This is a genomic window from Sphingobacterium sp. NPDC055431 (assembly GCF_053644255.1).
In genome coordinates this window covers 17,630-35,741 of the sequence record NZ_JBSHLH010000006.1, presented here as the reverse complement: position 1 = coordinate 35,741, position 18,112 = coordinate 17,630, and the positions used below count along the sequence as shown (strand labels likewise).

Genomic DNA, 18,112 nt, shown 5'->3' with positions numbered 1-18,112 from the left:
GGGAAATATAATTTACTATGCAAGAATACTTGTTGTCTTTTCAACAATTGCTAGATGCTGAATATCTTTTAAGTCACGGTGGTTTCTACATCGTTTGTCTTATAGTTTTTGCCGAAACCGGTCTCTTCTTTGGATTTTTTCTCCCAGGGGATTATTTGTTGTTTTTAGCGGGGCTGTTTTGTGCGCTGGATAAAATCGATGTGGACATTGTTACATTGTATTTTGGGATTTTATCGGCCGGGATACTCGGTAATTTTGCGGGCTATTGGTTTGGGCATCGAACGGGTCCCATGCTCTTTAAACGGAAAGATTCCATACTTTTCAAACGGAAATATGTGATCATGGCCGAGGAGTTTTTCCAGAAATATGGTGGAACAGCATTAATAATTGGACGATTTGTACCTATTATTCGTACATTTGCACCCATCTTTGCAGGTGTAGTACAGCTGAACTTCAGGAAGTTCGTGCTGTTCAATGTGCTGGGAGCGCTGTTGTGGGTGTCTTTATTGACCCTGACAGGCTATTATTTAGGTATAGAATTCCCATGGATCATCGACTATGTTGAATATATCATCGTAGCCTTGATCGTCATCGCATTCCTACCTATCGCGATTGCACTCCTGAAAAAGTGGCTTAAGAATAGAAAAACGAAAAACGAAATAAACAAACAGTAATTATTTAATGAGTACACAACATCCTTGGCATCAAGTGTCTCCTGGTGAGGACTTGCCTAACTCCGTAAATGCCATTATCGAAATTCCTAAAGGTTCTAAAGCGAAATATGAAATCGACAAAGACAGTGGTTTGATCAAATTAGACCGTGTATTGTTTTCTTCTGTGATGTATCCGGCTAACTACGGATTCATTCCGCAGACATATTGCGATGATAAAGATCCTTTGGATATTTTAGTTTTATGCTCAGTTGATGTTTACCCGATGTGTATGATCGAAGCGAAAGTTGTAGGTGTGATGCACATGATCGACAATGGTGAACAAGACGACAAAATCATTGCCGTTGCGAAACACGATATGTCGGTAAACTACATTAACGACCTATCTGAACTTCCTCCTCACACGATGAAGGAAATCGTTCGTTTCTTCCAAGATTATAAAACCCTTGAGGGCAAGAATGTGACCATCGAGAATCTTTATGGTCGTGCCTATGCGCAGAACATCATCATGGAAAGTATCGAACTTTACAATAAAGAAATTAGGACTAAGTAACCATTTTCATGGACCTCTCAATTTTATTGTCGCTGTTCTTGTTGTTTTCAAGCCTTGTTGGGCTAGGACAGGAGCAGCACCCATGGCATCAGGTTTCCCCTGGGAAGGATGTCCCAAATACTGTTACAGCAGTAATTGAAATCCCCAAAGGCAGCCGAGGCAAATATGAAATTGATAAAGCTTCTGGAATGATCAAGTTGGATAGGGTATTGCATTCTTCAATGGTATACCCGAGCAACTATGGATTTATTCCACAAAGTTACTGTGGCGACAAAGATCCACTGGATATACTTGTGTTATGTTCAGTGGATCTTGTTCCTGCATCCCTCGTGGATGCAAAAGTAATCGGTGTGATGAGCATGACGGACTCTGGAGATCAGGATGATAAGGTTATCGCCGTAGCGAAAAACGATATGGCCTATAACTATATCAATGATATCTCGGAGCTTCCGCCCCACACTATGAAAGAAATCGTGCAGTTTTTTCTGGAGTATAAAAACCTAGAAGGAAAAAAAGTTATTATTAACAAAATAAGTGGAAGAGCTATCGCTCAAAATGTTATATTAGAGAGTTTAGAATTGTACAAGAAAGAATTCGCTAATAAAAACCTAAATCATGGCAATTGATATTTTTTGGACTATCTTTTTAGTGCTGGCAAATGGTTTTTTCGTTGCAGCTGAATTCGCTATTGTGAAGGTTCGAGCCTCTCAGATAGAGCTCCAGGCCAAATCGGGCAGTAAAGTTGCCAAGATGGCCAAGAGCATTACCGATCATTTGGACGGTTACCTTGCGGCTACCCAATTGGGTATTACCTTGGCTTCCCTAGCCTTAGGTTGGGTGGGTGAGGCCGTAATGACGCAAATCGTACACCAGATCTTCGGATTTTTCAACATTGAACTTACCGGTAAATTAGCGACGAACCTAGGCCATGTCCTTGCGTTCAGTATCATTACCTTTTTACATATTGTTTTTGGAGAGTTGGCACCTAAGTCCATCGCGATCCAAAAACCTGTAGCAACGACCATGAAAGTGGCCGTGCCGCTTCAATTCTTCTATTACGTCTTCAGACCTATTATTTGGTTGTTGAATGGTTTCGCCAATTTCTTGTTGAAATTGATCGGTATCCAGGTGAGTGCCCATGAAGCCAGCCATTCATCCGAAGAACTCCAATACCTATTGGAGAAAGGAAAAGAGAGTGGTGCCTTGAACAATGCAGAACATGAATTGATCAAGAATGTCTTCGATTTCAATGAGCGTATCGTCAAGAACATTATGGTGCCCCGAACCAAGATCGTTGCAGTAGACAAGGATGATACGGCAGAAGAGTTTATCAATACCGTAACGGAAGAGGGCTATTCCCGTATTCCGATCTATGATGACAATATTGACCAGATCATTGGTGTTGTCCATACCAAAGATATCTTACCGCTTATTGTTAAGGGTAAGGATGTGGTATTGAAGAACATCATGCGTAAGCCATATTTTATTCCTGAAACCAAAAAGATCAACGACCTGATGACGGAGTTCCAATTGAAGCGGATCCAGATTGCTTTTGTCCTAGATGAATTTGGAGGAACGGCTGGTATGGTAACGCTGGAAGATATCGTGGAAGAATTGGTAGGAGAGATCCAGGATGAGTATGATGAGGAAACTCCAGTAGTAGAGCAGATTTCGGAAACGGAATTTATGGTGGATGCTGGTGCCAGTGTACATGATGCCAATGGATATTTGCCGTTGGAACTGCCTGAAAGTTCAGATTATGATACGATAGCTGGTTTGGTTTCTCATCTCTTTGAGAAGATCCCAGATGTTGGAGATAGTACGGAACAATTGGGTTACCGTTTTACCATCATCAAGAAGACGCAACAAAACATTGAATTTGTAAAATTGGACCTTGTCGAAACTCCAAACGATGAGGACGAAGAATAATCCATAATATTGTGCATTTATTCTATACAGCGGATTTAAAGCCCGATCAAAGCTTATTTCAACTTTCTGAGGAAGAAAGCAAGCATGCCGTGCGTGTATTGCGATTGAACGTGGGCGACCAGGTTCAGTTGATTGATGGGGTAGGTGGTTTCTATGAAGCTGAGATAGCGGATGCACATCCCAAAAGGACGCAGCTGAGAATCTTAAATTATACTCCAGAATTCCAAAAACCAGATTACCATTTACATATTGCAGTGGCACCAACCAAGAACATCGATCGTATCGAATGGTTCTTGGAAAAGGCGACCGAGATCGGAATCCAGGAAATTACGCCCATCATCAGCGAGCATTCCGAGCGTAAGGAGGTCAAAACCGAGCGTCTGAACAAAGTCATCGTCTCGGCGATGAAACAGTCCCTAAAGGCTTATATGCCCCTTCTAAATGAAGCTATAGGTTTTGATGCCTTCCTGAACAAGATTGAATCAGAAAAAAACCTGAACAAGGCAATTGCCCATTGTGAGGAAGACGCTGAAAAGAAATACTTAAATCAGGAATTTGAAAAGGGTCAACGGTATTTGGTCTTGATCGGCCCTGAGGGTGATTTTTCACCCGTTGAAATAGAAAAAGCCATTTCTGCAGGATTTATTCCGGTATCTCTTGGGGAGGCCAGACTTCGCACAGAAACGGCTGCTTTGTATGCTTGTACAGAAATTGCTTTACTGAACCGTTAGTTCACGAGTTCAGCATCCACGATCTGAATTTCCGCATTACCTTTCAAGGGTTCAGGATTGAACTTCATCTTTCCTTTGATCTTGATCGGCTCATCCGTAAACTTCACCGTACCTTTTTTCATAAAGATCTCCACCATTGGGGGAATACCATTGGTACCACAGAACTGACACTGGGTGATCGGCAATACCGAAAGCATATAGGTGCTGTGGTTTCGGCCACTCACTAAGGGTACCATGTAACCTGGAAGATCAACCACGGTGTTCTCTAATTTCTTCAATGCAGGTGGGTAGGTCGGGGTATACACTTTTTTGTTACCCACGGTAGACACCTTGTACATCATCTTGTCAATGGCTTCCCAAGTACCATTCATCATAGGAGTATGATCTGGAACTTGCGTTTCATTGCTATAGTTTCCAATCTGAGCTTTAGAAAAGCTCACTGTCATCATCAATACGAATACTGTAAATATTAACTTTCTCATCATTACTTATTACCTAAAATGGTAGAAATTGTTGTGTTGTATGCTTTTACTGCTGGGATAAGGGATGCGATCACCCCAATTAAACAAGCCGTAAGCAAAATTAACCATTCTTTACTATATATCTGGAATGCATGGATAAAGTCTGCACTCTGACTGGTCTGGGTACTGATCAGGTACAGGCCGATATGACCAATGAACAATCCGACAATACCGCCAATGAAGGTTATTACCAATCCTTCGACAATCAACATGGTGAATAGTTTAATCTTACTTGCCCCTAAGGTTCTCATGATGGCAAGGTCATATTTTCTGTCTTTAAGCGCATTATAAAGACTGATAAATACGCTCAGTCCGGCGATGATCATGATGACATAGGCCAAGATTTCAAGGGAATCGATGCCTACACCCATTAGAGAAAACAATCTTGCTGTTTCCAATGCTGGGGATGCTGCCTGCATGCTTGTGGATTGGTTGACCAACTTAGGGACCACACCAATGGCAGCAGGTGAGCTGAATTTGACCAATAGGGCCGTTATCTCCAATCCTTTGTCCTGAACGATATCATCAGCGATGCTCTTTACGAATACATCCGACCTAGGGCGTTCTGTCACTAGGCTATCCGGAGTTGCTTGAGCAAGGGGGCTAGGTTTTTCCGCTACGATCTCTTCATGTTCGTGATCTGCATGGTCGTGTGCATGTTCATCATGTTGATGTGGCTCTGTAGCTGTATGTTCATGCCCGTGATCGTCATGGTCATGGTCTGCATGGTCATGATCGTGGGCTTCTGCGGCATGATCGTGCTCATGGTCATGGTCTTCGTGACCGATGCCATGGATATCCCAGACACTTTCTAAATTGGTCAATAGCAGGTTGTCTACGATAGAACCCGACGGTTTCAGGATTCCGACAACTGTAAAGGGATGCTCTTCGTGAACATGGGCATTTTCGGCCAGACCATGTGCGCCGTGTACTTTATCCCCTAATTTCAATTTGTTTTTACGGGCAGTTTCGCTGCCTATGACTACTTCATAACTTTTGTTCCATAATTGACCATCGGCCAATTGAAGTTCGTATAAGCCCATGAAACTGGTGTCAGTACCAACGATACGGTGGCCTTTGAAGTTATCTCCCAATGAAATGGGTACAGCTTTTTCAATGAATGGGTTATCCATCAGCTTTTCAGCTTCTGCCAGTTTAATATTCCCAGTAGGGTTGTCCACATGGTACAGGGCGCTCAGGATCAATTGTAACGGGCTCCCTTTGGCACCAACAACGAGGTCAACCTGTTTGCTATTGCTGTCCAGTTGTTTTTCAAAAGTGTCACTGGTAATATAGATACTCACCAAGATAGCTACTCCGAATGCGGTTAGGATGATACTTAACAGCGTGGAGCCCCATTGTTGTGATATGTTTTTCCAGACTAATTGTAATGTATTCATCTTATTGCGCAGCTAGTATATAGTTGTTAGTAAATTCATCTTTTAACCTTTTGTCATGGGTAGAGATCAAAAGGGTGCTTCCTTGTTCTTTGGCCAGTCCCTTGATGAGTTCCACCACCAGAAAGGTATTCTTGTCATCTAGGGCTGCGGTAGGTTCGTCAGCGATCAGTAGCGAAGGCTTGTTGATCAATGCCCTGGCGATCGCAACACGCTGTACCTGACCACGGCTCAGCTCATTGGGTCTCCTGTTTCCAAAACCGCCAAGTTGCAGTTTTTCCAATAGCGATTTAATGGCCTGTTCATCCACGGCAAGTCCGGCAAGACTTTGGGCCAGTTTGATATTTTCTGTTACAGAGAGATTTTTGAGCAGATGAGCTTCCTGAAAAATAAATCCCAGGTTCTGTGCCCTGAATTTATCCAGATCACTTCCTGAAAGCTGATAGAGATTTTGGCCATTAATGATGACCTCTCCCGTAGTTGGAGAAGAAAAACCTGCAATGAGGTTCAATAGCGTTGATTTTCCGGATCCTGAGTCCCCTAAGACCAAGGTATGTTGCTGATCGGCCAGCAGCAGATCTTGGAAAGAAAGTTTGGGACCTTTAGGGTATTGATAAGATAAATTGGAGGTTTTTAATACAAAATCGCTCATAATAAAACTTTGTTGCAAAATAACACTAATTGTTGGCTAAACCCAATCTAAAGGGTAACAATTTGACCGATAGGTGTCTTAACAATTAATTAACTAGAGACTAATATTAACATAATAGAGTATTAATATTCACGTAACAATGCGATTATACTTTTGCAACATAATATTAACATTGTATGAATTGTATTAAACGAGTATTTTTATTGTTGGTTGTTTGCTTCGGCGTGATGATGAGCTATGCCCAGCAAGCACCATTTGGAGTAAAAGGGACGGTTGTGGACGTGGAGTCCTACCAACCTTTGGCAGGTGTTACAGTAACAATTGCGAACTCCCAGTTGGGCACAACAACGAATGACAAAGGTGAATTCTTTATCCCCTTACCTAGCGATAAATCCGCAGAATATCTGATTCGTGCGACTCTAATGGGGTACGACGCCCAAGAAATGAACTTTACGCTACAGTCTAGCGACACTGAGTTTGTGTCCTTTGCGCTGAAAAATGCAGATGCGGTGATCGAAGAAGTGGTGGTGACCAGACGCCGTGAAAAATTTACAGAATTAGCCTTATTGGAAGAAAGAAAGAAATCCAACCTGATGGTAGAATCCATCGGTGCACAGGAGCTATCTAGAAAAGGGGTTAGCGATGCAAGAGCAGCATTGACTAAAATGGCGGGTGTATCGAGACAAGAAGGTGTAAAGAACGTATTTGTACGCGGGTTGGGCGACCGTTACAACTCTTCTTCCCTAAACGGATTGCCATTACCTTCGGAAGATCCATTGAATAAAAATATCTCTTTAGATTTCTTCAGTTCAGATGTGATCCAAAGCATTAATGTAAACAAGACTTTCAACTCGAATATTGCTGGAGATGTGACTGGTGCAAACGTTGATATCTTTACAAAGGAAGCTACCGGAAACAGTTTTGAAATCAATGTTGGCGGAGGAGTTAACTCGCAAACGGTTGGTGCAGATAATTTCAGGAGAATTGACGGAACAAATTGGTTTGGAAGCCTTCCTGGCGGTTCAAAACCAAAAATGACCAGTTTTGATACCTATAATTTTGGTAATAGCTGGAATCCTAATCCTCAAGGATCCCTTTTCAATTCAAACTTCAAGTTGTTGGGAAATAAAAGGGTATTGATTGGAAACAATCCATTGAGCATTTTCTTCACAGCCAGTATGGATTCCAAATACCGTTATGCAAATGGAAAGATCCAGCAGTCTGATGACCAAGGTCGTTTGATCTTGAACCAAGATTTCGTGAGAAATGAATATACCGTTTCCCAAACCGGTATGTTGAACCTAAGGTACACTTGGGGAAATAGCAATGTGAGCTTTAACTCCCTGTATATCCATGACCAAAGACAGGACTTAAGTGATTTCCATGGATTTGAGGAGAATGTGGGTGATGCCAAGACTGACGTAGTTGACATGAGAAGACAACAGGTGAATGATAACCATGTTTTTGTCAATCAATTATTGTCCAAACTATTCTTGAATGAAAAATGGTCTGCAGATTTAGGTTTGGCCATGAATAATGTGATCGGCAATGAGCCAGATCGTAGAATTAACAGAGCGGTAACCAAGGACGCCACAGGTACTAACCTTTCCAGAAACAGTGCTGGAGAGAATGAAAGATACTTTGGGGACATGGATGAAACCGGTTATATAGGAAAAGCGATCCTGAACTATAACCTGGATAACGAATCAGGTCTGGAAAGAAAGATCTCATTCGGTTATACCGGGAACTTTGTGAACAGAAATTTCAATTGGTGGGAATTCAACCATCAATTAAGAGCCGTTGCTGCGCCTCCATTAGATTTAAACAATATCGAGGCTATCATTGGTGCTGAAGGTTACAGAAAGTATTTTGATTTGGTAACCAATAGAGGTGGAGATGGAGATGTAAGCAACTTGAACCCTTTCTACTATAAAGGTAGCAGAAGGACCCAAAGTGGTATTGCTTCAGCAATTTACCAGTTTACCCCTGAATTTACAGCGGTATTGGGCTTGCGTTTGGACAATGTATTCCAATCTGTAAGTTATCAAACCAACCTACCGGATTATTCAACTTCAAACTATAATAAAATCAACAAGAACTATTTCTTGCCAAGTTTGAATTTGAAATATTCCTTGACAGAAAATATGTTCTTGAGAGCTTCAGGTTCCAAAACCTATACCGTTCCCCAGTTTATTGAGTTAGCGCCGGTAAGATATAGAGGTAATAACAACTTCACTCAAGGTAACCCGGCATTGAATCCATCGGAGAGCATCAATGCAGATTTCAAATGGGAGTTTTATCCTAGCAATTCAGAATTGGTATCCCTTGGTCTATTCTACAAGAATATCAAAAACCCAATTGCGAAGGTTGAATCTGGTTCATCAGGAAGTACATTGAGTTTCTATAACATCGGTAAGGATGCGGTCGTATTCGGTGCGGAATTGGAATTGAAGAAAGATTTGATCAAATCTTCAGGTGCCAACGGAGAAAACGTATTGTCAGGAGGCTTGAATGTTTCTTATCTGCATTCGGACCAGAAGTTAAGTCTGGAAGGAAGATCCTTCAATAAAGAGTCTGACCAAATGGAAGGAGCATCTCCATTGCTAGTTAACGCAGACTTAACCTATAAATTAGCTTTTGCTAACGTGGATTTGACGCCTTCTGTTGTATTCAACTATTTCTCGGATCGTATTTTCTCCTATGGTACATCAGGGTACAAGAACATCATGGAGAAAGGTATTCCATCTTTAGATTTTGTTACTCAGGCGATGATTAAGAAGCGTATTGGCGTTAATTTAAAGATTGAGAACATCTTGAACCCGAACAGGGAACTGTCGCGTGAGATTGGTGGGGACTCGCCAAAAGTGCTGATTGAGCAGTACAAAAGAGGGGTAGATTTTAACCTAGGAATTTCTTATAAGTTTTAACAATAAATTAATTTTCACCTAACAGAAAGGTTAACTGTTAACGGTTCCTTTGTGTAGAAATAAAAAGATTATGAAGACAAAATTATTTTCGATTTTAGCAGCAAGTGCTTTAGCTTTTACAGCATGTACAGACACCAATGTGCCAACTCCAACGACTCCAAAAAGTGAGCAGGATCTAATTGGTAAGATTGACAAGAACACAAAATTAGATGCGAACGTTACTTACAATTTAACTGGTGCATTATACGTTGAGTCTGGCGCTACTTTAGAGATCCCAGCTGGGACTACTATCAAAGCGAAGAGCGGTGGAACGAGTGTATTCTTGTTGGTAAAACCAGGAGGTAAAATCGTTGCAGAAGGAACAGCAGAAAAACCAGTTGTGTTTACATCAGCTTCAGCTACACCAAAAGAAGGTGACTGGGGTGGAGTAATCATCAATGGTAAAGCTCCTCTTTCAGGTCCTGCAGGTGTAGTGACACAAAACACTACAGAGATGGATGCAACTGTAAAATATGGTGGTGACAATCCAGCTGACAACTCAGGTGTACTTAACTACGTGAAGATCGAATATACCGGTGCTCGTATGGACTCAAACAAAGAGCACAATGGTTTAACATTGAACGGTGTTGGTAATGGTACAAAACTTTCTAACCTTCACTTAAGATATGGAGCTGATGATGCAATCGAATTCTTCGGAGGTACAGTAAATGCTACAAACATTTTGGTTGAGAACTGTTCAGATGATATGTTTGACTTTACTGAAGGTTATAGCGGTACAATCACAAACGCTTACGGTATCCGTATGAAAGGTTACTCTGACGCTACTGAGGATCCAAGAGGTATCGAAGCTGATGGAAACTTTGACGGTAAAAACCCAACCCACGTTAACCAATCAAATTTCAAGGTAAATGGAATGACTATCGTTGTCAATGCAGCTGATATCAAAGGACAAGATGGTAAAGTTTCATTGGTAATGAACAAAGAGGTTTTCAAAATCAGAAGAGGTGCTAAAGCGACTATCACTAACGCATTCGTTAAATTTGGTCCTGGAACTACTCCTTATGTATTGATCGATACAGATGGTGCTAACCCAGAAACTTCAATTAGCTACAACTTTGATCCAGCTAATGGTTTAGACAAAGCGAAAATCGTTAATCCTGTAAATGCATTGTTAACTAAAGATGCTTCTAAAGGTGCTGATGTAAATGCTTTTGCTTGGACTAAATTCCAATTCTAAGAACATAGTACTAAATAGTTTATCAAATACAAAGGACCGCCTGCATGGCGGTCTTTTTTTTGTGGGTTTGAACCAGGATTGAAAGGATGGGAGGATAGGCCTAGATTATGGCTATGAACCAAGATGGGAAGGATGAGAGGATAGACCAAGATTATGGCCAATATATCGCTATATAGGTATCAAGCTTAATTGGGGTAAGTTGATATCGGTTAGTGATTTATCCAATAAAAAAATCCTGGGGCGGGGAACCTCAGGATTTTTAACTAACCAATTATTAACCTAAATTATGAAATTTTTACTCTTTACTCTTTTTTACTCTGTTTGTACTATCTATAACGCAAAGCATATGCCGATTGTATATCGCATACCAGCTCTTAACATCTTTTAACAGATGGATTAGATTATCATGACAAAAATGAGATGATCAGAGATTTTTATGACATTTGACCCGTATTGACCTACTTTATACTTATGCCTTCCTTCCCAAAATATGTACACAAACAGTAAAGCCTGGCAGATTCTGTCAGGCTTTATATCATCAAGTCTAAATACTAAATACTTTATACTAAATACTACTTCACCTCATGTTTGTGTCTGAACAAAATGGCAAAGAGTATGGCTATTACCAGGGTATATAGGGCAAAGGCGATCCATATATGGTGCCAGTCCTTTAAGTGAATGACCTGATCAAAGATTCCATTGCTGACATTCACCCCTCTGGAGCTGATGAATTTTTGCAGGGAACCATTGTCGGCTGTGGTGTCCAAGAAAGAGGCTAAAGAAGCGCTGTCGTTGAACGAAAGGGTGTAGAACCTATCAATGATCCATCCGGATACCCAAGAGCCAAATACGGCTCCAAATCCGTTGGTCATCATCATGAACAATCCTTGTGCTGATGAACGGATCTTGTTATTGGTATTGGTCTCCACGAATAGGGAACCTGAAATATTGAAAAAGTCAAAGGCCATTCCATAGACTACACAGGACATAATGATCATCCATAGGCCAGTGGAAGGGTTTCCATAGGCGAATAGTCCAAAACGTAGCACCCAAGCCACCATGGCGATCAACATAACCTGTTTGATACCAAACCTTTTCAGGAAAAATGGAATGGCAAGGATAAACAGGGTTTCAGAGATCTGCGATATCGACATGATAATGGTAGAATACTTCACCACAAAGGAATCTACATATTTTGGATAGAACTTGAATTCATCCAAGAACACATCGCCATATGCATTGGTCAGTTGTAAGGCTGCACCCAAGAACATGGAGAAGATAAAGAACATGGCCATCTTAAAGTTTCCGAAGAGCTTGAAAGCCTCGAGTCCCATGATCTGGGAAAAGCTTGCATTTTCTTGTATATGTCTTTGCGGTGGACACTTAGGAAGGTAGATCAAGGAATAGAGCCCTAATAGGATGGAACCTCCGGCAGCAATATAGAATTGCCCCTCCGTTGCTTTACTTCCACTCAAGTTTGTCATCCACATGGCCGCGATAAAACCAACCGTTCCCCATACGCGGATGGGAGGGAAGGCCTTGATCAGGTCGTAATTGCCTTGGTTGAGTGCTGTATAGGCAATGGAGTTGGACAGGGCTAAAGTGGGCATGTAGCAGCACATACTGAGCAACATGACCGTAAAGAATGATCCAGGGTCCTGCACTTGGGCAAGATAGATCAGACAGGCTGCGTAAAGCAAGTGTAAGGCTACATAAAGTTTTTCGGCATTGACCCAGCGGTCAGCAATGATACCCATCAGAGTAGGCATAAATAAAGATGCAATGCCCATGGTTGAGAAAATGGCTCCGAATTCGGTACCACCCCAGTTTTTAGTCCCAAACCAATAGTTTGCTATAGTAATCAACCATGCTCCCCAGACGAAGAATTGCAGGAAGTTCATGATCGTTAACCTCAGTTTAATAGACATCGTATTTTGCTATTAGTTATTGTAGGTAGAAATTAAGATTTTCGTTTTTCTATTTCGTCCCTGATTTTGGCAGCCGTCTCATACTGTTCGTTTTCGATAGCTTTTTCCAGGGTTTTTTCAAGTTGTTCCAGCGTTAGGGAAGCGTAAGGTGATGGTTTGTTTTTTGCTGGTTCTTTTTCAACGCTTTCCTGTTCTTTTTCTTTTTCCTCGGTTGGAGTGTCCGATTGTTTATAGTTTCCTACGTTTTCGATGTTTTCCAGAAAGGCAAAGTCGTTTCCTTCGATCACGATTCCGGCTGTATTCATGATAAAATCATAGGTATAGATCGGACATTCGAAGCGTACAGCAAGTGCGACGGCATCCGAAGTACGGGCATCGATTTCAGAAGTCTGCTCTCCATCCGTACAGATCAATTTGGCAAAGAAGATTCCATCAACCAGGTTGTAGATCAGGACTTCTTCTAATTTTATCTTAAAGGTTTCCGCGAAAGATTTGAATAGATCATGGGTTAGGGGCCTGCTTGGGGTCATTTTTTCAATTTCAACGGCAATGGATTGCGCCTCAAAGCCGCCAATGATGACAGGTAGTCTTCGGTTACCTCCTACCTCTCCCAGAACCAGGGCATACGCTCCAGACTGGGTCTGGCTATAAGATAAGCCTACAATATCTAACTTGATTTTCTTCATCGATAACACGTTAACGTGATTACAAAGATGGGAATATTAACAGCAAAAAAAAAGTGACCTTGCGTTTTTTTAGGCAAGGCCACTCGTTCATTGTTTAGTTATTCCTAGTTGTTTTTTAAGTTTTTGATAGCTTCCGTCAGCTTTGGAACGATTTCGAAGGCGTCTCCTACGATTCCATAATCCGCCACTTTAAAGAACGGTGCTTCTGGGTCTTTGTTGATGACAACAATGTTTTTTGATGAGCTTACTCCCGCTAAATGCTGGATAGCTCCAGAAATACCGATAGCGATATAGAGATTCGGGCTGACCACAATACCTGTTTGTCCTACGTGTTCTGAATGGGGTCTCCAACCGGCATCGGAAACAGGTTTTGAACAGGCTGTTGCAGCACCAAGCACATTGGCTAATTCCTCGATCATTCCCCAGTTTTCTGGTCCTTTCATACCACGGCCTGCGGAAACCACGATTTCTGCTTCCGGAAGGGAGATTTTATCCGTTGCTCGGACAATCTCTTTGACCATAACATTAAAATCTTGGTCGTTCAGATCAGGTGTAAAGTCTACGATCTCTGCTGATCCTCCTGTTTCTTTCAAATCGAAAGCATTTGGGTTGACAGCAATCACCTTGACCGCTGAGCTGATCACTTCGGTTGCAAATGCTTTGTTGGAGAATGCAGTCTTTTTAACTTCCATTTGTTCACCATTGAAGGTAGGAAGGTTGATCGCACCATCAGCAAAACCTGCATCTAGTTTAGCGGCAACCCTTGGTCCCAATCCTTTTCCACTAAATGAATTGGAAAGGACAACAACCTTCGCATTTTCCTGCTTTGCAGCAGATGCTATAATGGATGCGTATGCTTTGTTCACAAAGTTCTTCAACTTGTCTTGGTTGGCATCCAAAACTTTGGATACACCGTATTTGCCCAATTTTTCTAATTCTGACCTGTCCACATTCCCAATGGAAAGGGCGGTTACAGTATCGCCTAATTGGTCAGCAATAGCTTTGGCATAAGAAGCGACCTCAAATGCCGACTTCTTTAATGTACCTTCTGTATTTTCTATATATACTAAAATTGCCATGATTATTTCTTAATGGGGTAAATGAATTAAATAACTTTTGCTTCGGAACGAAGTAACTGAACCAATTGGTCCACATCTTCTACCAGTTTCACAGCGCCCCTTGGAGCAGGTGATTCGAATTTCGCGATATTGGACAATTCATTTACTGCTATTGGTTCCACAACTTGAAGAGGTTTGGTCCTTGCTCCCATAATGCCGCGCATATTCGGGATCTTTGGTTCTGCAACTCCTTCAGCAGTACCGACCACAACCGGTAGTGAAACGGTCAATACTTCTTTACCGCCTTCAATTTCACGGTCAATAGTCGCATTGTTATCTTGGATATCTAATTTCTTTGCAATGGAAACCGAAGGTAGGTTCAATAGCTCGCCTAATAGGGCAGCAACTTGTGCGCCGTTATAGTCTATGGATTCACGACCCGTTAAGATCAGGTCAAAGTTTTGTTCTTTTGCGTAGTTGGCAATCTGATTGGCTACAAACCAAGCGTCTCTAGGTTGAGAATTTACGCGAACTGCATCATCCGCACCAATTGCCAATGCCTTTCTGATGGTAGGTTCTGTGCTAGCATCACCAACATTGATTACAGTGACCGTACCTTTGCCACCTTCCGCCAATTCAACTGCTCTAGATAATGCAATTTCATCATATGGATTAATGATATACTGAATACCATTGCTGTTAAAAACCGTATTATCGTTGCTGAATGTTATTTTTGAAGTGGTGTCAGGGACATTACTTATACATACTAATATTCTCATAATTCAAACGTTTTACACAAACCTACATTAATTAAGGAGCATTTCAAAGCTGTGTTTCCTCGATTTTCAGGAACTGTTAGATAATTGTTAATTATCAAAATAACATTAAAATTGTATAAAAAATATTATAAATTTAATTAACCATATTTTTTTATTTTAATATGTTAATACATCCTTGGTTTTGATGCGAGTATCTAATAGTCATTGATTTGTCATTTTGTATGCTAGCATAGTAATTATATTCCGCGGGAGCAAGGCTTTTGCATTTCTAAATATTGATTACTTTTGTTTATGGAAAGCAGATTAGCACAGTTACAGAATTTTTTAAGAGAAAGCCCAAACGATCCTTTTTTGAAGTATGCCCTGACGATGGAGTTTGTTAAGTTGGGAGATAAACAAAGTGCAAGAAATGGATTTGAAGACCTTGTACATTCCCATGCTGATTATGTAGGTACCTATTATCATTTTGGAAAGTTTTTGGAAGGCGAGGGGGAGAAGGACTCGGCACTTGAAATTTATGAAAAGGGAGTTCTGGTTGCTCAGCAAAAAAGAAATTTTCATGCGCTTAATGAACTTAAAAATGCCATGCTTATGGCTAATGGGCTGCTCGATGAAGACGATTAATGTTAAATTTTCTAAAAAATAGATTTGTGGTATCTTTTTTGCATTTTTTCTGGCAAGGAAGAAAATTATGCGAGTATTAACACTGTCATTAATCGGATTGATCATGCTGATCTTTGGATTTAGTTGTATTAACAACAAATCCAACGTAAATCAGCTTGTTGCTGCCGAAGATAATGCAGTGAAAGGTTTGGCAATCGTTGGGACCTATGAGGGAAAATTACCTTGTGCAGATTGTACTACAATTGCGACAGTACTTAGCTTAGACAAGAATAAAAATTATTCCATGCGGTATGAATATGTCGGCAAAAGTGCTGAGGTATTTGAAAGTACCGGAAAATGGAAGGTTGACCAGGATATTTTGAGTTTAGAGAATGTAGATTATAGCTTTAAGATATCTAAGGACCAACTCAATCAATTAGATCTCTCTGGCAAGGAAATAAAAGGCGACCTCGCCGAAAAATATGTCCTTCAAAAAATAAAATAAAAACCTGCAATAGCAGGTTTTTTTATGGAACTACTCCCCACACTTTTATTATTATCTATTTTGAGGAATACCTAATGCTAGGTATTTTTTTCGCGTAGTGGGTTGATTATCTTTGGATAACACTAATTATTAAAAGATGAAAACCAAATTATCTTTTATGATGATGCCCGTTTTGCTCTTGCTATTGGTATCCATAGGCAGTATTTTTCAGGTAGTAGTGAATGAAGAGGAGAATACAGTCGATCCATTGGAAATAACAGGGCAATGGACAGCCTATGAATATTATGACAATAATATCAACCCCAAAGGCCTATCATCTGAACTGGATTATTCCAAGGTTAATCAAATTGCTAAACTGATAAAATTCCAATCTAAAGAAACCCCTTGCCCCGAAAAAGTAAGTAAGGTGGAACAGAAAATGGAATTTTTTAAGATCAATTTTAAACCTAATGGCAAAGCGGAAATTTTTGAGAAACAATACTATAAGGCTAATTCCTTTGATTCACATTGTCGTAACACTGTTTATGATGAATCATATAACCAAAGAATGCAGGTGAATTGGAGGATTGATCAACCGGAAGCCGCGCTCATCCTGAATGATTCCACAAAAAGGCATCTTACTGTTTTTAAAGTTCTATATTTTGGTAATAATGAACTGCATCTATCCTTGAAACAGGATGAAGATTATATCCTTGTCAAATTACATAAGGATTAGTCAAAAAAAAGGCTGTTGCACTGCAACAGCCTTTTTAATATTATCGTACGAGACCTATTTATGGTTACAGATTTCTTTTACTGTTGCTACCACGAAGTCTATTTCTTCTTTTGTATTGTACTTGCTGAAAGAGAACCTCACAGATGGTCTAGTACCATCAGCTCCAATTCCCTGAAGGACGTGCGAGCCTATTTCGGAACCTGAACTACAAGCACTTCCACCTGATGCAGAAACGCCCTTGATATCTAGGTTGAACAATAGCATGTCGCCCATGTTAGTGCATGGTAAGGATACGTTCAGTACAGTGTACAACGATTTATTTGAATCAACCTCGCCATTGAATCTTACATCTGGAACGGCTTTGATCAACTCAGCTTTCATATAATCCTTTAGGGACTGTATATAAGTTTGGTGTTCGTTCATTTCAGCATAAGCGATTTCCAATGCTTTTGCCAATCCCACTATTCCATAAACGTTTTCTGTGCCCCCGCGCATGTTTCTCTCTTGAGCACCTCCGTAGATAAGCGGTTTGATCTTATTGCGGGCATTGATGTATAAGAATCCAACACCTTTAGGTCCATGGAATTTATGAGCTGCACCTGTAATAAAGTCGATTTTTAGGTCTGCTAAGTCATGTGCATAATGTCCCATCGTCTGAACAGTGTCTGAATGGAAGATGGCATCAAATTGCTCACATAGCTCACTAACCTTTTTAAGGTCAGTTAAGTTGCCTAATTCATTATTGGCATGCATCAAGGAAACAAAGGTCTTTGGATTTTTAGACAAAAGCTCCTCTAGTTGACCTAGATCAACATTTCCTTTTTCATCAACGCGTAAAAGATCTAAATGAATTTTTCCAGCTTTTTCCAGTTCTTCCAACGTGTGTAGAACAGCATGGTGCTCAATTGGTGAACTGATTGCGTGGGTAATATTATAAGCTTCAATAGCACGAACGATAGCCATGTTGTCTGCTTCAGTTCCTCCGGAGGTAAAGAATATCTCGGAAGGTGATGCATTCAATAATTTAGCGACTGTTCTTCTTGCTTTTTCAACAATGGTCTTCATTTCTCGGCCATGTGCATGGATGGACGATGGATTTCCAAAATTCTCGTTCAACATCTGAACCATTACCTCGATAACTTCTTTATCTAAGGCAGTGGTGGCGGCATTATCAAAATAAACTTGCATGGCGGCAAATATAATTATTCAATAGGATAATT

General features: G+C 40.7%; 18 protein-coding genes. 10 read left to right on the top strand and 8 right to left on the bottom strand.

Annotated features, from left to right (window positions below; genetic code table 11):
- The first annotated feature begins 17 nt into the window (after positions 1-17).
- From ACWIB3_RS07760 to ACWIB3_RS07740, 5 genes are read left to right on the top strand one after another with little or no spacing between them, the layout of a single operon-like run.
- Positions 18-674 (top strand): DedA family protein, encoded by a 657-nt coding sequence (locus ACWIB3_RS07760; RefSeq protein WP_185210508.1) that lies wholly within the window; start codon positions 18-20, stop codon positions 672-674.
- 7 nt (positions 675-681) lie between these two features.
- Complete coding sequence (locus ACWIB3_RS07755) at positions 682-1,224, top strand: inorganic diphosphatase (RefSeq protein WP_093098881.1); 543 nt, start codon at positions 682-684, stop codon at positions 1,222-1,224.
- An 8-nt stretch (positions 1,225-1,232) separates the two neighbouring features.
- The gene (locus tag ACWIB3_RS07750) at positions 1,233-1,850 is read left to right on the top strand and encodes an inorganic diphosphatase (protein WP_185210507.1); all 618 of its coding nucleotides are present in this window, start codon (positions 1,233-1,235) and stop codon (positions 1,848-1,850) included.
- Complete coding sequence (locus tag ACWIB3_RS07745; protein ID WP_185218226.1) at positions 1,840-3,153, top strand: hemolysin family protein; 1,314 nt, start codon at positions 1,840-1,842, stop codon at positions 3,151-3,153. The genes ACWIB3_RS07750 and ACWIB3_RS07745 overlap by 11 nt, the downstream gene beginning before the upstream one ends.
- An 11-nt stretch (positions 3,154-3,164) precedes the next feature.
- Positions 3,165-3,884 carry a 16S rRNA (uracil(1498)-N(3))-methyltransferase gene (locus ACWIB3_RS07740; protein WP_313259977.1) on the top strand — a complete coding sequence of 240 codons (720 nt, stop codon included), beginning with the start codon at positions 3,165-3,167 and terminating at the stop codon, positions 3,882-3,884.
- Here the strand turns inward: ACWIB3_RS07740 and ACWIB3_RS07735 are convergent.
- From ACWIB3_RS07735 to ACWIB3_RS07725, 3 genes are read right to left on the bottom strand one after another with little or no spacing between them, the layout of a single operon-like run.
- Positions 3,881-4,369, bottom strand: coding sequence for a hypothetical protein (locus ACWIB3_RS07735; RefSeq protein WP_237219546.1), 489 nt, complete (start codon positions 4,367-4,369; stop codon positions 3,881-3,883). The two genes, ACWIB3_RS07740 and ACWIB3_RS07735, sit on opposite strands and share 4 nt — an antisense overlap.
- Positions 4,369-5,805: an ABC transporter permease gene (locus ACWIB3_RS07730; protein ID WP_313259976.1), complete on the bottom strand. Its 1,437-nt coding sequence runs from the start codon at positions 5,803-5,805 to the stop codon at positions 4,369-4,371. The genes ACWIB3_RS07735 and ACWIB3_RS07730 overlap by 1 nt, the downstream gene beginning before the upstream one ends.
- A 1-nt stretch (position 5,806) precedes the next feature.
- A complete protein-coding gene (locus ACWIB3_RS07725; RefSeq protein WP_254529789.1) occupies positions 5,807-6,454 on the bottom strand; it encodes an ABC transporter ATP-binding protein in 648 nt (215 codons plus the stop codon).
- 176 nt (positions 6,455-6,630) lie between these two features.
- Here ACWIB3_RS07725 and ACWIB3_RS07720 point away from each other — a divergent pair, with 176 nt between their 5' ends.
- Both ACWIB3_RS07720 and ACWIB3_RS07715 read left to right on the top strand, forming a co-directional pair.
- Positions 6,631-9,381 carry a TonB-dependent receptor domain-containing protein gene (locus tag ACWIB3_RS07720; RefSeq protein WP_454291307.1) on the top strand — a complete coding sequence of 917 codons (2,751 nt, stop codon included), beginning with the start codon at positions 6,631-6,633 and terminating at the stop codon, positions 9,379-9,381.
- 70 nt (positions 9,382-9,451) lie between these two features.
- Positions 9,452-10,618: a hypothetical protein gene (locus tag ACWIB3_RS07715; RefSeq protein WP_185210501.1), complete on the top strand. Its 1,167-nt coding sequence runs from the start codon at positions 9,452-9,454 to the stop codon at positions 10,616-10,618.
- Positions 10,619-11,190: 572 nt separating this feature from the next.
- On the opposite strand, the gene ACWIB3_RS07710 is transcribed toward ACWIB3_RS07715, so the two are convergent.
- The 4 genes from ACWIB3_RS07710 to ACWIB3_RS07695 form a co-directional block, all read right to left on the bottom strand.
- Positions 11,191-12,546, bottom strand: coding sequence for a nucleoside permease (locus tag ACWIB3_RS07710; protein WP_093098893.1), 1,356 nt, complete (start codon positions 12,544-12,546; stop codon positions 11,191-11,193).
- A 32-nt stretch (positions 12,547-12,578) separates the two neighbouring features.
- Positions 12,579-13,232, bottom strand: coding sequence for a bifunctional nuclease family protein (locus ACWIB3_RS07705; RefSeq protein ID WP_093098894.1), 654 nt, complete (start codon positions 13,230-13,232; stop codon positions 12,579-12,581).
- Between the two features lie 104 nt (positions 13,233-13,336).
- Positions 13,337-14,311: an electron transfer flavoprotein subunit alpha/FixB family protein gene (locus ACWIB3_RS07700; RefSeq protein ID WP_185218221.1), complete on the bottom strand. Its 975-nt coding sequence runs from the start codon at positions 14,309-14,311 to the stop codon at positions 13,337-13,339.
- A 26-nt stretch (positions 14,312-14,337) separates the two neighbouring features.
- Positions 14,338-15,069, bottom strand: a complete 732-nt coding sequence (locus tag ACWIB3_RS07695; protein WP_185218220.1) for an electron transfer flavoprotein subunit beta/FixA family protein — start codon at positions 15,067-15,069, stop codon at positions 14,338-14,340.
- Between the two features lie 291 nt (positions 15,070-15,360).
- On the opposite strand from ACWIB3_RS07695, the gene ACWIB3_RS07690 reads away from it, so the two are divergent.
- The 3 genes from ACWIB3_RS07690 (at position 15,361) to ACWIB3_RS07680 (ending at position 16,892) form a co-directional block, all read left to right on the top strand.
- Positions 15,361-15,693: a tetratricopeptide repeat protein gene (locus ACWIB3_RS07690; RefSeq protein WP_185210498.1), complete on the top strand. Its 333-nt coding sequence runs from the start codon at positions 15,361-15,363 to the stop codon at positions 15,691-15,693.
- A 67-nt stretch (positions 15,694-15,760) separates the two neighbouring features.
- Positions 15,761-16,177 carry a copper resistance protein NlpE gene (locus tag ACWIB3_RS07685; protein WP_185218218.1) on the top strand — a complete coding sequence of 139 codons (417 nt, stop codon included), beginning with the start codon at positions 15,761-15,763 and terminating at the stop codon, positions 16,175-16,177.
- Positions 16,178-16,313: 136 nt separating this feature from the next.
- Positions 16,314-16,892 carry a hypothetical protein gene (locus ACWIB3_RS07680; protein WP_313259968.1) on the top strand — a complete coding sequence of 193 codons (579 nt, stop codon included), beginning with the start codon at positions 16,314-16,316 and terminating at the stop codon, positions 16,890-16,892.
- A 54-nt stretch (positions 16,893-16,946) separates the two neighbouring features.
- Here ACWIB3_RS07680 and ACWIB3_RS07675 read toward each other — a convergent pair whose 3' ends face one another.
- On the bottom strand, positions 16,947-18,080 hold the full coding sequence (locus tag ACWIB3_RS07675) for a cysteine desulfurase family protein (protein WP_313259966.1): 1,134 nt from the start codon (positions 18,078-18,080) through the stop codon (positions 16,947-16,949).
- Positions 18,081-18,112 lie beyond the last annotated feature (32 nt).

What these genes read in the sequence shown, in the direction of transcription:
- ACWIB3_RS07675 (WP_313259966.1), bottom strand. Translation starts at nt 18,080, where the DNA reads ATGCAAGTTTATTTTGATAATGCCGCCACCACTGCCTTAGATAAAGAA.
- ACWIB3_RS07685 (WP_185218218.1), top strand. Translation starts at nt 15,761, where the DNA reads ATGCGAGTATTAACACTGTCATTAATCGGATTGATCATGCTGATCTTT.
- ACWIB3_RS07725 (WP_254529789.1), bottom strand. Translation starts at nt 6,454, where the DNA reads ATGAGCGATTTTGTATTAAAAACCTCCAATTTATCTTATCAATACCCT.
- ACWIB3_RS07755 (WP_093098881.1), top strand. Translation starts at nt 682, where the DNA reads ATGAGTACACAACATCCTTGGCATCAAGTGTCTCCTGGTGAGGACTTG.
- ACWIB3_RS07760 (WP_185210508.1), top strand. Translation starts at nt 18, where the DNA reads ATGCAAGAATACTTGTTGTCTTTTCAACAATTGCTAGATGCTGAATAT.
- ACWIB3_RS07745 (WP_185218226.1), top strand. Translation starts at nt 1,840, where the DNA reads ATGGCAATTGATATTTTTTGGACTATCTTTTTAGTGCTGGCAAATGGT.
- ACWIB3_RS07700 (WP_185218221.1), bottom strand. Translation starts at nt 14,311, where the DNA reads ATGGCAATTTTAGTATATATAGAAAATACAGAAGGTACATTAAAGAAG.
- ACWIB3_RS07750 (WP_185210507.1), top strand. Translation starts at nt 1,233, where the DNA reads ATGGACCTCTCAATTTTATTGTCGCTGTTCTTGTTGTTTTCAAGCCTT.
- ACWIB3_RS07720 (WP_454291307.1), top strand. Translation starts at nt 6,631, where the DNA reads ATGAATTGTATTAAACGAGTATTTTTATTGTTGGTTGTTTGCTTCGGC.
- ACWIB3_RS07695 (WP_185218220.1), bottom strand. Translation starts at nt 15,069, where the DNA reads ATGAGAATATTAGTATGTATAAGTAATGTCCCTGACACCACTTCAAAA.
- ACWIB3_RS07715 (WP_185210501.1), top strand. Translation starts at nt 9,452, where the DNA reads ATGAAGACAAAATTATTTTCGATTTTAGCAGCAAGTGCTTTAGCTTTT.
- ACWIB3_RS07690 (WP_185210498.1), top strand. Translation starts at nt 15,361, where the DNA reads ATGGAAAGCAGATTAGCACAGTTACAGAATTTTTTAAGAGAAAGCCCA.
- ACWIB3_RS07680 (WP_313259968.1), top strand. Translation starts at nt 16,314, where the DNA reads ATGAAAACCAAATTATCTTTTATGATGATGCCCGTTTTGCTCTTGCTA.
- ACWIB3_RS07735 (WP_237219546.1), bottom strand. Translation starts at nt 4,369, where the DNA reads ATGATGAGAAAGTTAATATTTACAGTATTCGTATTGATGATGACAGTG.
- ACWIB3_RS07705 (WP_093098894.1), bottom strand. Translation starts at nt 13,232, where the DNA reads ATGAAGAAAATCAAGTTAGATATTGTAGGCTTATCTTATAGCCAGACC.
- ACWIB3_RS07730 (WP_313259976.1), bottom strand. Translation starts at nt 5,805, where the DNA reads ATGAATACATTACAATTAGTCTGGAAAAACATATCACAACAATGGGGC.
- ACWIB3_RS07710 (WP_093098893.1), bottom strand. Translation starts at nt 12,546, where the DNA reads ATGTCTATTAAACTGAGGTTAACGATCATGAACTTCCTGCAATTCTTC.